The 17,784-nt window shown below is 41.5% G+C and carries 16 protein-coding genes; 4 read left to right on the top strand and 12 right to left on the bottom strand.

The annotated features are described in order from the left end of the window. Window positions 1-99: 99 nt before the first annotated feature. The 4 genes from rpsO to tamL form a co-directional block, all read right to left on the bottom strand. Window positions 100-369 (bottom strand): 30S ribosomal protein S15, encoded by a 270-nt coding sequence (gene rpsO, locus ACZ41C_RS03165; RefSeq protein ID WP_138259359.1) that lies wholly within the window; start codon window positions 367-369, stop codon window positions 100-102. Window positions 370-469: 100 nt separating this feature from the next. Beyond that, on the bottom strand, window positions 470-1,339 hold the full coding sequence (accD, locus tag ACZ41C_RS03160) for an acetyl-CoA carboxylase, carboxyltransferase subunit beta (RefSeq protein ID WP_464565695.1): 870 nt from the start codon (window positions 1,337-1,339) through the stop codon (window positions 470-472). Between the two features lie 30 nt (window positions 1,340-1,369). After that, window positions 1,370-2,437, bottom strand: a complete 1,068-nt coding sequence (fbaA, locus tag ACZ41C_RS03155) for a class II fructose-bisphosphate aldolase (protein WP_464564268.1) — start codon at window positions 2,435-2,437, stop codon at window positions 1,370-1,372. Between the two features lie 61 nt (window positions 2,438-2,498). Then, entirely contained in the window at window positions 2,499-5,039 is a 2,541-nt protein-coding gene (tamL, locus tag ACZ41C_RS03150; protein ID WP_464564266.1) for a translocation and assembly module lipoprotein TamL, read from the bottom strand. A gap of 75 nt (window positions 5,040-5,114) precedes the next feature. On the opposite strand from tamL, the gene ACZ41C_RS03145 reads away from it, so the two are divergent. After that, window positions 5,115-5,837 (top strand): TrmH family RNA methyltransferase, encoded by a 723-nt coding sequence (locus ACZ41C_RS03145; RefSeq protein WP_464564264.1) that lies wholly within the window; start codon window positions 5,115-5,117, stop codon window positions 5,835-5,837. 15 nt (window positions 5,838-5,852) lie between these two features. Here the strand turns inward: ACZ41C_RS03145 and porT are convergent, their stop codons facing one another. Both porT and ubiE read right to left on the bottom strand, forming a co-directional pair. Next, window positions 5,853-6,581 (bottom strand): type IX secretion/gliding motility protein PorT/SprT, encoded by a 729-nt coding sequence (gene porT, locus ACZ41C_RS03140; RefSeq protein WP_464564262.1) that lies wholly within the window; start codon window positions 6,579-6,581, stop codon window positions 5,853-5,855. 23 nt (window positions 6,582-6,604) lie between these two features. Next, window positions 6,605-7,402 (bottom strand): bifunctional demethylmenaquinone methyltransferase/2-methoxy-6-polyprenyl-1,4-benzoquinol methylase UbiE, encoded by a 798-nt coding sequence (gene ubiE / locus ACZ41C_RS03135; RefSeq protein WP_464564260.1) that lies wholly within the window; start codon window positions 7,400-7,402, stop codon window positions 6,605-6,607. Window positions 7,403-7,666: 264 nt separating this feature from the next. Here ubiE and trkA point away from each other — a divergent pair, with 264 nt between their 5' ends. Both trkA and ACZ41C_RS03125 read left to right on the top strand, forming a co-directional pair. Then, entirely contained in the window at window positions 7,667-9,016 is a 1,350-nt protein-coding gene (gene trkA / locus ACZ41C_RS03130) for a Trk system potassium transporter TrkA (RefSeq protein ID WP_154920665.1), read from the top strand. 1 nt (window position 9,017) lies between these two features. After that, window positions 9,018-10,511: a TrkH family potassium uptake protein gene (locus ACZ41C_RS03125; protein ID WP_464564258.1), complete on the top strand. Its 1,494-nt coding sequence runs from the start codon at window positions 9,018-9,020 to the stop codon at window positions 10,509-10,511. A gap of 80 nt (window positions 10,512-10,591) precedes the next feature. On the opposite strand, the gene ACZ41C_RS03120 is transcribed toward ACZ41C_RS03125, so the two are convergent. Further along, entirely contained in the window at window positions 10,592-11,782 is a 1,191-nt protein-coding gene (locus ACZ41C_RS03120) for a pyridoxal phosphate-dependent aminotransferase (RefSeq protein WP_464564256.1), read from the bottom strand. A 13-nt stretch (window positions 11,783-11,795) separates the two neighbouring features. Next, complete coding sequence (locus ACZ41C_RS03115) at window positions 11,796-12,896, bottom strand: fatty acid desaturase family protein (protein WP_138259368.1); 1,101 nt, start codon at window positions 12,894-12,896, stop codon at window positions 11,796-11,798. A 119-nt stretch (window positions 12,897-13,015) separates the two neighbouring features. Here ACZ41C_RS03115 and rsmG point away from each other — a divergent pair, with 119 nt between their 5' ends. Then, the gene (gene rsmG, locus ACZ41C_RS03110; RefSeq protein ID WP_464564254.1) at window positions 13,016-13,651 is read left to right on the top strand and encodes a 16S rRNA (guanine(527)-N(7))-methyltransferase RsmG; all 636 of its coding nucleotides are present in this window, start codon (window positions 13,016-13,018) and stop codon (window positions 13,649-13,651) included. Between the two features lie 264 nt (window positions 13,652-13,915). Here rsmG and ACZ41C_RS03105 read toward each other — a convergent pair whose 3' ends face one another. The 4 genes from ACZ41C_RS03105 to ACZ41C_RS03090 form a co-directional block, all read right to left on the bottom strand. Beyond that, the gene (locus tag ACZ41C_RS03105) at window positions 13,916-14,431 is read right to left on the bottom strand and encodes a DinB family protein (RefSeq protein WP_464564252.1); all 516 of its coding nucleotides are present in this window, start codon (window positions 14,429-14,431) and stop codon (window positions 13,916-13,918) included. 107 nt (window positions 14,432-14,538) lie between these two features. Further along, the gene (gene pruA / locus ACZ41C_RS03100; RefSeq protein WP_138259371.1) at window positions 14,539-16,167 is read right to left on the bottom strand and encodes an L-glutamate gamma-semialdehyde dehydrogenase; all 1,629 of its coding nucleotides are present in this window, start codon (window positions 16,165-16,167) and stop codon (window positions 14,539-14,541) included. A gap of 86 nt (window positions 16,168-16,253) precedes the next feature. Then, window positions 16,254-16,640 carry a Co2+/Mg2+ efflux protein ApaG gene (gene apaG / locus ACZ41C_RS03095; protein WP_138259372.1) on the bottom strand — a complete coding sequence of 129 codons (387 nt, stop codon included), beginning with the start codon at window positions 16,638-16,640 and terminating at the stop codon, window positions 16,254-16,256. A gap of 5 nt (window positions 16,641-16,645) precedes the next feature. Beyond that, window positions 16,646-17,776, bottom strand: a complete 1,131-nt coding sequence (locus ACZ41C_RS03090) for a DUF3667 domain-containing protein (protein WP_154920669.1) — start codon at window positions 17,774-17,776, stop codon at window positions 16,646-16,648. Window positions 17,777-17,784: the final 8 nt, after the last annotated feature.

Genomic DNA, 17,784 nt, shown 5'->3' with positions numbered 1-17,784 from the left:
AAAACTGTGTGTAGCTTTTTGTGTTTGTCTATTTTTTTGGCTCCTTGGACATGGAGTATATTTTAAAAAAAGGGGATGGTCAACCATCCCCTTTTGTGTTTATTTTCTAATACCAAGTTCTTTGATAAGCTCCCTGTACTTGACGATATCCTTATTTTTAAGATAGTCCAACAAGCTTCTACGCTTACCTACCAATTTTACCAAAGACCGCTCGGTGTTATAATCTTTGTGGTTGTTTTTTAAATGTCCGGTCAAGTGATTGATCCGGTGTGTGAACAAAGCGATTTGTCCCTCGGTAGAACCTGTGTTCTCCGCTTTCCCGCCATGCTTTTTAAAGATGTCGGCCTTAATTTCCTTGGTTAAATACATTCCAATATTGTTTTAAATGATTTTTATGTATCCGATTTTTTGTAAATCAGGGTGCAAAGATAGGTCTTTTTTCATTACCCGACGAACATTTTTACAATGCTCAGGCTTTTGCCTTTCGGATGGGTTGATTTTGGATGAGGTCTATGTATAGATTGATGTTCTTCTTCAAGTCCTTTCGGTGTGAAATAAAATCCAAAAACCCGTGTTCCAAAACAAATTCGGCGGACTGGAAACCTTCCGGCAATTCTTTACCTGTGGTATCTTTCACTACCCTTGGTCCCGCGAAGCCGATCAAGGCCCCGGGCTCCGATATATTGATATCGCCCAACATGGCATAGGAGGCCGTGGTGCCACCCGTAGTTGGGTCCGTACAAATCGAAATATAGGGTAGGCCAGCGTCTGCCAATTGCGCAAGTTTGGCCGAGGTTTTGGCCAACTGCATCAAGGAAAGGGCAGCTTCCATCATTCGGGCCCCCCCAGACTTTGAAATCATGACAAAGGGAACCTTTTTCTTGATGGCATAATCGATTCCCCTCGCGATTTTTTCACCTACGACGCTACCCATGGATCCACCAATAAACGCAAAGTCCATACAGCAGATTACGATATCCTTTCCCAAGGATTTACCGAACCCGGTACGAACTGCATCGGTAAGACCTGTTTTCTTTTGGGCGGCCTTTAACCTGTCAACGTATTTTTTGGTGTCCTCAAACTTTAATGGGTCCTTGGAAGAAAGTTTGGCATCCAATTCGGTGAATTTGTTGTCATCGAACAAAATCTGGAAATATTCCTTGCTGCCAATACGTACATGGTAATCATCTTCCGGACTTACGTAAAAGTTTTTGGCAAGGTCCTCAGATTCTACGATTTTACCGGTAGGGGATTTATACCAAAGTCCTTTAGGGGTGTCCTTTTTTTCCTCTGTGGAAGTCTGGATTCCTTTTTCCTTTCTTTTAAACCAAGCCGTCATGTCTTCCATTTAAAAAGTTATCGACTAAAATTATAGCGTATTCACGTTATTGAGATCCTCAAAGGCTTTCTTTAAGCGCTCTACAAAGGAGGTCTCGCCATTTCTCAACCAAACTCTTGGGTCATAAAACTTTTTATTGGGCTCATCGGCACCTTTTGGGTTCCCTATTTGGGATTGTAGATAATCCTTGTTGTCCTGGACATAATCTCGTACGCCCGCCAAGAAGGCATATTGCAAATCTGTATCGATATTCATTTTTATCACCCCATAGCTGATGCCTTCCCTGATTTCCTCAACGGAAGAACCGGATCCACCGTGGAATACAAAATCGATATGGTTGTGCCCAACGCCGTATTTTTCCGAAATAAATTCTTGGGAATTTTTAAGGATTTTTGGGGTAAGCTTTACGTTTCCTGGTTTGTATACACCGTGAACGTTCCCAAAGGCCGCTGCGATGGTAAATCGATGACTTACTTTGGAGAGCTCCTCATAAGCGTATGCTACTTCTTCCGGTTGGGTATACAGTTTAGAATCGTCCACATCAGAATTATCCACACCATCTTCCTCTCCACCGGTAATTCCCAATTCTATCTCCAAGGTCATTTCCATCTTGCTCATGCGCTCCAAGTACTGCTTGCAGATTTCGATGTTTTCCTCCAAAGGCTCTTCTGATAAGTCTATCATATGCGAACTGAACAGGGATTTTCCAGTTTCGGCATAATGTTTTTCACTGGCGTCCAAAAGTCCATCGATCCATAGCAATAGTTTTTTTGCACAATGGTCTGTATGCAGGATTACCGTGGCTCCATACGCTTCAGCCAATTGATGTACATGTTTGGCACCGGCAACCGCTCCTAATATGGCCGCTTTCTGCCCTTCATTGGAAAGCCCTTTTCCTGCGTTGAACTGGGCACCACCATTTGAAAATTGGATGATGACCGGTGCGTTCAAGCTTGCGGCGGTTTCAAGTACTCCATTTATGGTGTTGGAACCTATTACGTTTACTGCAGGTAATGCAAATGCCTTTTCTTTTGCATACTTGAAAATTTCCTGAACCTGATCTCCGGTAGCTACGCCCGGCTTAATATTGTGAGCCATAATCTTTGTGGGTCTAATTAGTTTCTAAAAATGTGCAACAAAAGTAATAAAACAAATATACTTAGAAGGGATAGTTTATGCCAATTTGCAAAACTGAATTGGCAAAATTATAATCGCGAAACCATCTTTTTGAAGGAATTTCAGCGGGATTATAGGTCTTGAATCCAAGGTCTAACCGGAATAAAAAGTAGGTGAAATCATAGCGTAGCCCAAAACCCGAGCCCAAGGCAATATCCCGTAAGGATTCCAGTCCGTTAAAGGTGGCATCCTCGTTTTCCACATCGTCAAAAACATTCCAGATATTTCCGGCATCCGCAAATAAGGCGCCGTTTAAATCGCCAAAAAGTGGAAACCGATACTCCAGGTTTAAGGCCAATTTTAAATTAGCTTCATTAAAGTCATTTAGGGCAGACGTACGCCCCGGCCCTAAGGAATAGGGGAACCAGGCCCTGTTGTCGTTCGAGCCTCCGGCAAAATAACTACGCACAAAGGGTATGTTGTCCGAATTTCCATAGGGGATAGCGATACCAAAAAAGGTTCTGGCCGCCAATACATTGGAACGGGACAGGTCCCAATATTTCACATAGTCGAACTCGGTCTTTATATACTGTGAAAAGGGTACGTTAAAAACCAAAAGTTGTCCATCATCATTTTCATTAAAAGGGATAAAATTGGAAAAACCGGAGAGTAAGTTCCCGGCACTTTCAACCTTGAATCGGAACTGATAAAAATTGTTATCCAAAATACCATTTCGGTTATTCTTATTGAAGGTATAGTTGGTGGTGAAAATTAGGTTGTTTTCCGTTAACCGTTGTTCCCGCTCTGCGATACTTCTCACATCGCCAATTTGTTCTTGGTTGAGATCGTTTATTTCACCTGAAATTACGTCCCTTATAAAGCTGGAAGTACCAATGGTATCATTAGTGCTCGTGGTTACGGTGGAGAGGTTATCGTTCTCATCAAAATAATCTGGATTGACAACATCGGAATCGGCCGCTATTGCATTTAGTTGATTGTAGGTTGTTCTGTACACATCAAAAAAACGATCCCGGTTCACATTTCTAACGAACTGGATATTCAATAGTTCAACGGCGTGTTTTTTAAAATCGTTGGGGGACCAATTGTAACCCAAGATGGCATTCAGGGTTTGTTTGTCCAAACCAATATTTTTTTGAAAACTGGTTCCCACTGAAATTCTTGTTTTTGGTAGGGAATAATCGGGTATTAGGTTGGTCTTGTTTACAAACGGAAACCATATTCTTGGGAAATCGAGGGAAATGTCCCCACCGATTTCGGAGAAAAAATCATCGGGGAAAATATCGGTACTTAAAAGGCCAAAGGTGCCATCGGCAGAAATACTTAAATTTTCCGCGCCTTTAAAAATGTTCCGTATCAACAAAGAGGCACCCATACCCACACCGATGCGACGTAAATTCGACCGGCTCACTTCAAAATTCGTGCCCAAGGAATATTTTGATTTTGGTGCGAGATAGATAATGGTGTTGACCAAATTTTGGATACTGTCCTCCTCAAAAATAATATTGGGATATTTAAAAATGTTAAGACTGTTCAGCTGTCTGGATGTTCTGATCTTGTCCAGATCCCTATAGATACTGTCTTTTTCAAAGAAAATGGCATCGGCCAGGGTCTTTGGCCTGATTTTGAATTTTCCGGAGTAGTAAATATTCAGGTCCTCGTATTGAACGGAATCCAAGGGGGCACTGTCCACACTCGATAAGAAATTCGTAAAAACATTGATTTTGTTGATTTTCTCTACCTTATATTCCGATGTGGTAACCTGATTTTCGCCCCGTCTCCTTAAATCGCCAATATTGAGATTGATATTCATCTTTTGATCGTCCGATGCCCTTACGGTATCCCTTTCAATATCAAATGTGATGGAACTTTCCTGAAAATTTCTAATGCCACTGTTCCTAAAAATGCCCGTCAAACGTTCCCGCTCCAGGGTAAAATTGTTGAGGTCAAATTGTTCGCCTTTCTTCACCAGGGATGCATCAGCATGTAAAAAATAAAGGGAATCGATCGCTTTTGAGGAAATATCATTGGAAAGGGAATCGATGTAATAAGGCTTACCCAAATTGATCCTATAATCTACCGCCACCTTTCTTTTTCCGTTCGTGGAATCAATGAGGTAGGTGGTACTGTTGTTAAAATACCCTTTGCTGTTGTAGAAGGCACTCAGCCGTTCCAAACTTCGTCTGGTTTGGGTGGTGTCCAAAATTACCGGGGCCTCGCCCACATCCTTGAGCCATAAACTTAGACCCTTTACCAGAAAGGACTCGCCCAATCGGTCCACTTGTTTTTTGGAGAGCAGTTTCTCAAGTCGCTTCTCCCTATTCGGTTTTTTGTTGAGCCAAGCCTGATAAAGGGAATCCGGATTTTCCTTTGCCAGGTTATAGAGGTTCAGTCGCAAGGGATATCCTAAAATAGCGGTATTGGTCTTCTGATAAATGAGACTTTGAACGTCCTCGTTCGTTACCTTCACAGAATCCACCAAGATGGTGTTTTTCACGATCAGATACTCGTCTTCCTCAACCTTTTTGAGCGAATTACAGGATGTGGAACCTATTGCCAGTAGCAAGATTAAGCTTATTTTAGCTATGTGGTATTTATAGCATGCTACCGTCTTCATAGAAATCAAAAATACATCATTTGAATGGTTGTAAAAAGTGAATTGAAACTTATAAAAAACCTACAGCAAAAAAAATACCGAAATGAAAATGGCCTTTTTGTGATGGAAGGTAAAAAGGCGGTGGAGGAACTTTTGGAGTCTGGATTTAAGGCCTATAATATCTTTACGACTGGACAAGAATTGCAAGGAGCAAAGGCTTTTGAAGTAGCACCTATATCCATGAAGGAACTGAAGCAGATCAGCAGTTTAAAAAATCCGAACGGGGTTTTGGGGGTTTTCCATAAGAAAATAACTACCGATTTAAAGGTGGATGGGTGGACGGTCGTTTTGGATGGTGTACAAGACCCCGGAAATTTAGGTACTATCATCAGGTTGTGCGATTGGTTCGGGATTGAGAACCTCATTTGTTCCAAAGAGACCGTAGATTGCTATAATCCAAAGGTGTTGCAGGCCACCATGGGCTCCATTGCCCGCGTCACTATTTTTTATACGGACTTGACAAACTTTCTAAACGCTACCAAAGTACCTATATACGGCACTTTCATGGAAGGTGAAAATATCCATAAAACAAAATTGCCGGAAAATGGCATCCTGATTCTTGGAAATGAAGGAAACGGTATTTCAGATACCGTTCGAAAGTTGTGTGATTATGAAGTTAGTATTCCGCAATTCGGGAAAAAAACCACCGAAAGTTTGAACGTGGCCACTGCCACGGCCATATTTTTGAATGAAATTAAACGCAAGTAGCAAACTTATCCACCTCTATTCAAAGGTGAAATTGATAAAGATGCCTCGGGATTTCATGGAGGCGATATTCCCGGTCCAGGGGCTGTTGGGATCGTTGTCCCTTATCAATTCATCGGTAAGTGCAAATACCCCTCTTATGGACGGGCTGAATTTAAAATACTCCAGATAGAAATCGATACCAAAGCCCAACTCATAATTATAGACCCATTTGGTCATTCTAAAGGTACGGGAAAGGTTATCGTCCAAGCTAGCTTCGTTACTACCCAAATTTAGGGACGCTGAACCACCACCTATTAAAAACGGTTTCCAGTTACCTAGTCTTCGGGTGCTTACTTTTAAAAGTAACGGAAAGTTTATGTAGGTCGATTTTACCTCTCTAAGTGCATCCCTTTCTTCTTCCAATAATGGGGAGGGAAAACCTAAAAGTCTTGAAGTATAGTGAAGGCCCGGTTCCAACCGTACGTCCAGAAATTCGTTAATACGCATTTCCCCAATTAATCCTACGTTGAATCCCAATGACTTGGCAACTTGTACGTTGGTAAGATCCTTGCCGTTGGCATCGAACCCCAAATCGTCCTCGTATTCAAACTTGAAGTCATACTGGTTCAAACCTAAAAAATATCCCCAGTTCAGGAATTTTTTATCTTCGTTCTCCTTATTTAGTACGGGATTTTCATTGAACTGGCCATAAAGGGCCGGGGTCAATATTAGTACACCCAAACATGTGAAAAACCATTTTTTCATTTACTCAAATGTCAATCGTTGTGCTACCCTTGTTTTTTGGCGATGTAAATTGACGATACGCCAAAAGTTTGAGGTTTGTTCGCTACATCTATAAACCCGATTTCCCGTAAAATATTGTTGAAGTTTTCTCCATGGGGAAAGGCGGCTGCAGATTCGCTGAGGTAGCCGTACGCGGAATTGTCTTTTGAAAACAGTTTTCCTATCAAAGGAAGTATGTATTTACAGTAAATTTTATACCCTTGTTTGTAAGGTGTTCTGGTAGGTATAGACGTTTCGAGAATAACCAAAGTCCCACCAGGTCGTAAAACACGCAGGATTTCGGCCAGACCCTTTTCAAGGTTTTCGAAATTACGGACCCCAAAGGAGACGGTTACGGCATCAAAGGAATTGGTTTCGAAGCTCAGGTTTTCACTGTCGCCCACCACCATATCAATAATGGGGGATAGGTTTTTTTCCTTGATTTTTTTTTCTCCAACCGCAAGCATGCCTGGGGAAATATCCAAACCCACAATTTTTTTTGCCCCCGTTTTTACCATGGCTATCGCAAGATCCCCGGTTCCTGTTGCAATATCCAAAATGGTTTTGGGAGCTTCCTCCTTTAGAATAGCCACTACCTTTTTTCGCCATTTTACATCTATACCAAAGGAAATTACGCGGTTTAGGCCATCATAATCCGTAGAAATGGTATCGAACATCTTAGTGACCTGTTCTTTTTTCCCTAAGTTGGAGTCCTTATATGGGGTAACCTTTTTGGCCATTTGCAAATTTTTGGGCAAAGATACAATATAGCAAGAGGTTCTTTCAAATTTTACGGAATTCATTGGTAGCGTCGAAGCGCATGGAAATCCAATACCGTTTCAAGACCGAGATTCTTTTTCTTTAAATGCCATTAGGACTAACAATAAGGTTGGTTTAGGTATCGATTAAATCCTTCTTAAAAGCTTGAAAATAAATTGAAACCTCATAAAATTATGTAATTTTGTACCCATTAATTCACTTACTTGTAGAACATAGCTATTGACCCAATGAGGGTTAGGACCTGGAGGTGAAGACACGTTTCCAGGGAAGCTAGCTTAAGATTTTAAATGAAAATAATAATTGCTGGAGCTGGTGAGGTTGGATTTCATTTGGCGAAATTACTCTCCTACGAATCCCAGAATATTACTTTGATCGATACTGATAAGGAAAGTCTGGCATATGCGGACAACCATTTGGACATTAGGGTGCTCAGGGGCGATGCCACTTCCATTTCAATTTTAAAGGATGCATCGGTACAGGATTCCGAGCTCGTTATTGGTGTAACATCTTCGGAGACCACGAATTTGACCTTGTGTATGTTGGCCAAACAATTGGGCTGTAAAAGAACCATAGCCAGAATTTCCAATACGGAGTTCGTTGATAACAAGGAATTGTTGAAATTTTCCCAATTGGGCATTGATGAGCTTATTTCTCCGGAAGAGCTCGCCGCTACAGAGATTCAGTTATTGTTGAACAAATCGGCATTTAACGACACCTACGAATTTGAAGACGGGGAGTTGATAATGGTGGGGGTATCCCTGCCCAAGTCGGCACCTTTTGTTGGTAAAATGGTCAAGGAGGCTGCCAAGGTATTTCCGGAATTACACTTCATGCCAATCGCCCTCCAAAGACTGGGGACACAATATACGGTGATACCACGTGGTGACACCTATTTCAAGGAAGGTGATCAGGTCTACTTTATAACGGTTAAGGAAGGGGTGGACGAGCTCTATAAGCTCACTGGCAAGAAAAAGGAGGAAATTAAAAACGTTATGATTCTTGGTGGGAGTAAGGTTGGGTTCAAAACAGCCCGGGATTTATGCTCCAAACGTTTTAATGTTAAATTGATAGAAAAAAACAAGGAAAAGGCCTTTGATTTGGCCGATGACCTTCCCAATGCCTTGGTCATCAATGGAGATGGAAGAAATGTGGAGTTGTTGGACGAGGAGAGTCTGGAGTCCATGGATGCCTTCATCGCGGTAACTGGAAATTCAGAAACCAATATCATGTCCTGTTTGGTGGCTAAATCCAAACATATCAAGAAAACCATCGCCTTGGTGGAGAATATGGATTATTTTCAGCTGTCCCATTCCATTGGTATCGATACCTTGATCAACAAAAAACTCTTGGCTGCCAACAATATTTTCCGTCATATACGAAAGGGCGAAGTCGTGGCCTTGATGCGCTTGAACAACCTGAATGCGGAAATTTTGGAGTTTATCGTAAAAAAGGATTCCAAGGTTACCGGTTCCACCATCCGGGAATTGAACTTTCCCAAAGATGCCACGATTGGTGGTGTGGTAAGGGACGGTGAAGGAATCATTGCCTTGGGTGGTTTTACGATCCAAGCTGGGGACAGGGTGGTCGTTTGTTGCCATCCGGAGCAAATCCCTAAAATAGAACGAATGTTCCTCTAGCATGCGCTTGAATTCAAGAATTATTTTTCATCTGATGGGGCTATTGCTTCTTTGCAATGGCGGATTTATGCTTTTGGCCGCTTTGGTAAGTGGCATCTACGATGACGGGGCGACCCTTAGTATTACCTTGGCTTCCGTGGCAACCATGTTTGTAGGGGTTTTTGCCATGTATTACACGAGGGGACACCGAAAAGAGGTAAAGCAAAAGGAAGGCTATATCATAGTTACTTTTGGATGGTTGGTCATGTCCATTTCAGGAACGCTTCCCTATATTTTTTCCGGTGCGGTGCCAGATATTACCAATGCCTTTTTTGAAACGGTTTCGGGCTATACGACTACCGGGGCCTCTATCATGGATGATATTGAATCCATGCCAGAAGGAATCCTTTTTTGGCGAAGCCTTACGCATTGGATCGGCGGTATGGGTATCATTGTATTGGCCATAGCTATTTTGCCTCTTTTGGGTATTGGAGGCATGCAGCTATTTTCGGCCGAAGCACCCGGACCTAGTGCCGATAAACTACATCCAAGAATTACGGATACCGCAAAAAGGTTGTGGTTGATCTACTTGGGATATACCATAGCGGAAACTATACTTTTGAAGTTGGCTGGAATGTCCTTCTTTGATGCTATCAACCATGCCTTGGCAACGCTTTCCACAGGAGGTTTCTCTACCAAGAACGCCAGTATTGCGTATTGGAACGATCAGCCATTGATACAGTATATCATTATCCTTTTCATGTTTTTGGCCGGAAGCAATTTTGTAATGAGCTACTTTGCCTTTAAGGGCAAGGTGCAGCGAATTTTAAGGGATGAGGAATGGAAATATTATTCGCTCGCTATTTTGATATTCACCATAGTCGTAGCTGGGGTCATTTATTTTCAGGCTAATATTACCCAGGATACCCCGGGTTATCCCATGGTACTTGGAAAAGCGGAAAGTTCCATTAGGCATGCCCTGTTCCAGGTTATTTCCGTTATAACAACAACCGGATTCGTTAGTGCCGACTTTACCCAGTGGACCCCATTTTTGACAATATTCTTTTTCGGTTTGTTCTTCATGGGAGGATCTGCAGGTTCTACATCCGGGGGTATCAAAATCATGCGACATCTTTTGATCATAAAGAATGGACTATTGGAATTCAAAAGGACCTTGCACAGCAATGCCATCATCCCTGTACGGTACAACAACAAAACGGTAAAGGAAAAGATTGTCTACAATATCATTGGCTTTTTTGTGCTGTATATGCTGTTGTTCATTATTGGGGCCTTGGTATTGGGGATGCTCGGTCTTGATTTTGAATCGGCCATTGGTGGGTCGGCTTCATCCTTGGGCAATGTGGGTCCTGCCTTGGGCAGTTTAAATCCCGTTAGCAATTTTAATAGCCTGCCTGCTTTGGCAAAATGGTGGTGCGGGTTTTTGATGTTGGCCGGTAGGTTGGAACTTTTTACCGTTTTGATATTATTGAATCCTTATTTTTGGAAAAGGACTTAAACTATTGATCAACTCTTTTGAAAACAAAAATCCCGTATTATGAAAATGCGGGATTTTTGTAAATATCCTTTTCGTTAGATTTATAAAAGTGCTTTTTTAATTCTTGCTATCGCTTCCTCTATTTCCTTGACCGATGCCGCATAAGAAATCCTGATGCAGTTTCCATTGCCAAAAGCGTCACCTGTGACCGTGGCCACATTTGCATTCTCCAATAAGTACATGGCAAAATCCGAAGCATTATTGATTTTTGTTCCGTTCAAGGTTTTTCCAAAATAGGCGGTTACATCTGGGTATACATAAAATGCCCCTTCCGGTTCATTGCATTTAAATCCTGGGATATCGTTCAGCAAATCCAGAATCAGCTTTCTGCGTTTTTTGAATTCATCCACCATATACTGAATTCGGTCGGGAGATTCTTCCAAGGCGGTTATTACGGCCCTCTGCGCAATACAGTTGGCACCACTGGTCACCTGACCTTGTAATTTATTACACGCCCGGGCAATATAGCTAGGAGCTCCAATGTATCCAATTCTCCATCCTGTCATGGCGAAGGCTTTCGCTACCCCGTTTACCGTAACGGTACGGTCATACATGTCCTCGAATTCTGCCATGGAGGCGTGTTTGGTAACACCGTAGTTTATGTGTTCGTAAATTTCATCGCTGACCACAATAATCTGTGGATATTTTTGAAGTACATCGGCCAATGCCCTCAACTCCTCTTTACTATAGATAGAACCACTAGGGTTGCAAGGAGAACTGTACCAGAGCATTTTGGTTTTTGGCGTAATGGCGGCTTCCAATTCCTCTGGGGTCATTTTAAAATCGTTCTCCAATGAAGTTGGCACTTCCACTGGAACACCATCGGATAACTGAACAATATCCGCATAGCTGACCCAGTAGGGGCAGGGTAGAATTACTTCATCGCCCTTGTTGATCATCGCTTGCGCAACATTGTACAAGGATTGTTTGGCTCCTGTAGAAACCACGATTTGGGAGGGTTCGTACGTAAGATTATTGTCTCTTTTAAATTTTGTGATGATGGCCTTCTTTAGCTCCACGTATCCATCCACCGGGGTGTACGCATTGTAATCGTCGTTGATTGCCTGTATAGCGGCATCTTTGATGTATTCCGGGGTATTAAAGTCAGGTTCCCCTAAACTCAACCCGATAATATCTTTTCCAGCCGCCCTAAGTTCACGGGCTTTCGCGGCCATTTCAAGTGTAGCGGAAGGAGTAAGGCTATTTATCCTTTCCGAAAGTTGATTGTTCATATCAATAAAATTACTAGTACTGTAAAGTAGGCTGCTTGCCTAATTCCCTTAAATGTTTGAAGTGCGAAATTATAGCTTTTCTAGTAGTTTCATATTCGTGATATGGTAAATTAAATTCCCTTGCAGTCTGTTTCACAATTTTTGAAATTTTTGTGTAATGGATGTGACTGATATTCGGGAAAATATGATGTTCCACTTGATGGTTCAAACCACCGGTGAACCAATTTACAATCCTATTTTTGGTGCTAAAATTCACGGTTGTAAACAGTTGGTGGATGGCCCAGGTGTTTTTCATGGTGCCGTGATCATCGGGTAGGGGCGTATCGGCATGGTCCACGATATGTGCCAATTGGAAAACCACACTTAAAATTACTCCTGCAACATAATGCATCAGAAAGAATCCAATGAGGATTTTCCACCAAGCGATGTCCAAAATCAACATAGGCAATACGATCCAAATCGTCACATAAAGGATTTTGGTGATTATCAAAGTACTCCAATTGATGGTCGCGCTGGGCAACTTGCCATAGGAAAGTTTACGCTTCATATATCGATACATCTGCATAAAGTCTGTAGTTATGGCCCAGTTAAAGGTCAATAACCCATAAAGGAAGATGGAATAATAATGTTGGAACTTGTGATAGCGCTTCCATTCCGCATGTTTGGAGAAGCGCAATATCCTTCCTGCTTCCATATCCTCGTCGTGTTCATGGATATTGGTATAGGTGTGGTGGAGCACATTATGCTGCACCTGCCAATTGTAAACGTTGCCAGCAAGAATGTAAATGCTACTTCCCATGATTTTATTCACCCATTTTTTATTGGAATAAGACCCATGATTTCCGTCATGCATTACATTCATGCCCACACCGGCCATTCCAACGCCCATGACAATGGTAAGCAATATATTGGCCCAAGTTGGTAGTCCCAAGGTTAAAATTAGGAAATAGGGAGCCAAGAATAGGGTAAACATTACTAGGGTCTTTAAGTGCAATTTCCAGTTGCCTGTTTTCTTGATCTTGTTGTTCTTAAAATAATCATTGACCCTAGCGTTCAGGGTCTTGAAAAATTGTGTTGAATCTCTTCGGGGAAATCTGATGGTTTTGTTCTCCATAACCGATAATCTTTTTTAAAAAATCGAGCAAATAAATTTTTATTTGTTGGGTAGGTTGCCCAAAATAGAAATCTTTGCAAAAAATAATGTATTCTTTTTCTAATTCTACAAATATACGCATGACAGCCGAAACCATTTTTAAATATTTCCCCAATTTAACAGTAGAGCAGCAAAAACAAATAAATTCATTAGAGGAGCTCTACAAAGATTGGAACCAAAAGATCAATGTGGTTTCTAGAAAGGATATTGACGAACTGTACCTAAGACATGTGCTCCACTCGCTTGGGATTGCCAAAGTCCAAACATTTAAGGATGGATCTGAAATTTTGGATGTAGGTACTGGGGGTGGATTTCCGGGTATTCCCTTGGCAATTTTATTTCCTGAAGTGAATTTTACCCTGGTGGATTCTATCGGAAAAAAAATAAAGGTCGTCAATGAGGTAGTGGAGGGGCTTGGCCTCACGAATGTCCAAACCGTTAATTCAAGAGTGGAGGAGGTTCCAAATCAATTTGATTTTATAGTCAGTAGGGCGGTCGCGGCCATGCCTACGTTCGTACATTGGGTAAAGGGAAAAATAAAAAAGGAGTCGCAACATGAAAGAAGAAACGGTATTCTGTACCTGAAGGGAGGGGATTTACAGGAGGAATTGGAAAGCTATCGCACAGCTGAAATATTTGACCTTACTGATTATTTTGAGGAGGATTTTTTTGATACCAAAAAGGTCGTATATCTTCCCATGAAATTTAAAGGCTAAAGACTATAAATGGTCTTATAAACCTTCCGACTTTTATTTGCATATTCCTTTAACCGATTCCAATAATGTATCCGAGTACAGAGTATGTACATCCTACAATGCTTATATGTTCTGAAAATCAAGTTCATATCCATTCAAAATTCTACAAAATACATTTAATTTACAATTAATTAACGTTAAATTTACATTGAAATTGTTCAATTGGATGTTTTTGGAAATAAAAAAGCGCCGGTAAGGCGCTTTAAATTTAGTTTGTGAAAAAGATTATTCGCTCCAGGGTGGCACCACGCCATTAGTTCTTGCATAAGCAATAAGTTGGCCCTTATGCTCTCCATTATGTTCCATGATGATCAATAGACCTCCTAACTTGTTCATTTTCATAAACCCAAAATCAACTTCATTTCCCAATTCACCGCTTTCCACTTCACCTACTTTGTCCAACACCCATGCATTGGATTTTTTTAGGGCCGTAATAATATTGTCTTTACCCGTTATTTTGGTCAGCCCCATAATATCGACATCTTCTGGAGGTGCAAAGCCCATCTTGGACCCAATGAAATAGTTGGCTCCAGCTACATGGAGCAATGCTTCCGCTACCGAATTAACGCCCTCCATAGGTCTCCAATCATATTGTTCCTCAGAAAAGGCCTCCGCCAACTGGATTACTTGATCTTGATTTCCCTGTAACAATCCCTGAATGGTATTTTGTGTTAGGTTTTCCTGTGCTTGGATACCCAATACGCAACCTGTCAGACAGAGTATTGAAATTAATTTTTTCATTTTAGTGCTGTTTAAAAGTGAAGGGTGTTCCCGGATTTTCCGGGAACACCCTTAAAAGTAATCAAAATCTTTGTGACTGTAACTTTAGCTTGTTAAAATTCAGACACTTAACCTAAAAAAGGATATCGATAATCTTCCGGGGTCACAAAAGTCTCCTTTATCAGGCGTGGGGATACCCATCTCAATAGGTTTTGAGCAGAGCCCGCCTTGTCATTGGTCCCGGATGCCCTTGCTCCACCAAAAGGTTGTTGGCCCACGACCGCTCCCGTAGGTTTATCGTTTATATAAAAATTCCCTGCACAATTTTGTAAGGCTTTGGTAGCCTCGTCAATCGCATAACGGTCTTGTGAAAGTACGGCTCCCGTTAGGGCATATTCAGAAGTGCTATCTACCAACTTTAGCGTTTTGGACCAGTCCGCATCCTCATAAACATAAACGGTTACCACAGGCCCGAAAAGCTCGGTCTCCATGGTGGTATAATGTGGGTCGGTCGTTACAATAACCGACGGTTCTATAAAGTAGCCTTTAGATTTGTCGTAACCACCTCCAACGATAATTTCCGCTTCTTTATCATTTTTTGCTTGGTCAATGTATTTGGCAAGTTTATCAAATGAGGCTTCATGAATGACAGCGGTGATGAAGTTCCCCATGTCTTCGGGCGATCCTGGTTTGTTAAAAGAGGCCACATCCTTTTTAACCAAATCCAATATTTCTTTAGACGTGGATTTAGGTAGGTATACCCTGGATGCCGCACTACATTTTTGCCCCTGAAATTCAAAAGCGCCCCGCGTAATCGCCGTGGCAACTTGTTGAGGTTTTGCTGTGGGATGCGCAATGATAAAGTCCTTTCCGCCGGTCTCGCCAACAATTCTAGGGTATGTTTTGTAGGTATGAATATTGTTTCCTATCTGTTTCCAAAGTTCCTTAAATACATGAGTTGATCCCGTAAAATGAATGCCGGAAAAATCTGGACTCGCCAAAACCGTTTCCGTTATCATTACCGGGTCTCCGTAGACAACGTTGATTACCCCATCCGGTAGTCCTGCTTCCTTGAATACATCTACGATGACCTTTGCGGAAAATATTTGGCTGTCACTTGGTTTCCATACCACCACGTTGCCCATCATGGCCGCACTTGCGGGCAGATTTCCTGCAATTGCCGTAAAGTTGAAGGGTGTAATGGCATATACGAATCCTTCGAGAGGTCTATATTCCACGCGGTTCCAAATGCCTTCGGACGAATAGGGTTGCTCTTCGTAGATCTGTGACATATATTCCACATTGAATCTCAAAAAGTCTATGAGTTCGCAAGCCGAATCAATTTCGGCCTGATGTATAGTTTTTGATTGCGCCAACATGGTCGCGGCATTTATTTTTGCACGATAAGGACCTGCAATAAGTTCGGCCGCTTTTAGGAAAACCGCAGCACGCTGCTCCCATGTCAAGTTTGCCCAAGCCTCCCTGGATTCTAGGCAGTTGGAAATTGCTTCCTGAACGTGTTTTTTTTCAGCAAGATGGTAGTTGCCCAAAATATGTTGGTGATCATGTGGGGGCGACATCGGTTTGGTGTTTCCGGTACGCACCTCCTTGGGGCCAATATACATTGGTATATCTACCGTGCTAGTGTAATAGGTTTTGTATTGCTTTAATACCTGTTCGCGCTCAGGAGTTCCTGGAGCATAACTTTTTATTGGCTCATTTATGGCGGCCGGTACTTGGAAAAATCCTTTGCCCATGGTCAATTTTTATTTTTAAAATTAGTAGTTGACCAAAAGTACTAAAAGGGGTTTGTTATAAAAACTAAATTGAGGTTAAAACCTATTTAGTTCAGGGCAAATGGGGCACTAAACTTGAATGTTGGGATATACACCCTAAAATTTTCCGTGGTGGTAAAGTTTATCATGTTGTAATGTCCCTTCATAGCTCCAATTGGGGAGGTTAGAAGACATCCCGAATTATAGGTGTGCGACTCACCGGGTTTAATAACAGGTTTTTTCCCTATTACCCCTTCACCATCCAAGGTTTCCACATCGTTCAAAGAGTCATAGATTCTCCAATGGCGTGACGTAAGTTGAACGGAATCCTTGCTCTGGTTTTCGATGGTAATGGTATATCCAAAAGCATAATGCATCTTGTAATTTTTGAAGAAAGTACCTTCAAAATTCGTTTTAACGGAAATCTTAATGCCTTTGGTAACTTGTGTTGTCATAATATCTAATAGGTAAACATACTACCTGCAAACAATAGTGCAGCTCCTATACCAGCTAAAATAACGAAAATTGTATTTAGGAAAATATATTTAACAATAGTTTTAAATCTGCCCTGTTGGTAAAAGTTCCGCATTGCCTTATAGAGGTAAACGGCGAAAATCAGGATAAATATAGCACTAGTGTCAATTCCAAAAACGGCATCGATCATATAGCTAATAATGAGCAAGATAAAGAACAATGATTGATTGTGAAAACTAAAGATTAAATGATCGGTATAAGTATATCTTTTTCTGATATATACCAACCAAATGAAGAGCGAGAAGACCGGTAAAAAGAAAAATGTGGTAAAAGGCAATTTGGAAAAAACGGAACTTATATAGGCCCCCGGCTGTCTTTTTACCCGTATCAAACTTTGCGCTGTATTGAAGGAAAAATTATTGTGCCAGGTGTCCTCTAACCCATATTTTGTCTTTGCTTCTTCAAATATGTAAAAAGTATCCTTCTCGATCAACGTTGTGAAAATTTCCTGTTTCCGAAAAAGTGATTCAAAAAATGGTTTCTGGTTGGCCGCTTCCACTTGCTTTTTTGGATCTTTCATAATGATGGAATCCCGTATCCTAATCCTTTCCGAAATAAGTCCATTTATGTTCAGGGAATCCAGCTGGGCCATGACTTCTTTTTTATCGGCCTCATTATCCCCAAAATCATAATCTTCTACCATGGAACTACCAAAATTTATAGGCAAGTCCTTGGAGTTGGAACCGTAACGGTTCAACTGATCAAAATTACCCGAAAGTCCAATGAGCAAAAAATAAATGATGGCCAAACTTAACAGAAACCTAAATGGATTGGTATAGGACATCCTTTTGCCCATGATATAGTCTGCGGTAATCCTACCGGGCCGTAAAAGCAAAGCCGCTAGGGTTCTAAGTAGTCTTGAGTCGTAGGAAATAATGTTGGAAAAAAACTCCTCGAAAAAATCCTTTAAGGTTAGTTTTTTAGTGCTGTTTGCCTGCGAGCAATGTGGGCAGTATTTATCGCTTATGTCCAAAGGGTGACCACAATTAAGGCATTCCACTCCCCTGTACCGAAGCTGGTAACGCCCTTTTGTATTAACGCTTGGTTTGGTCTCCATGGAATATG

It is taken from the genome of Maribacter sp. C-4077 (genome assembly GCF_055378385.1).
Note: the sequence above shows the minus strand (reverse complement) of the source record. Positions and strands in the feature narration are given on the sequence as shown.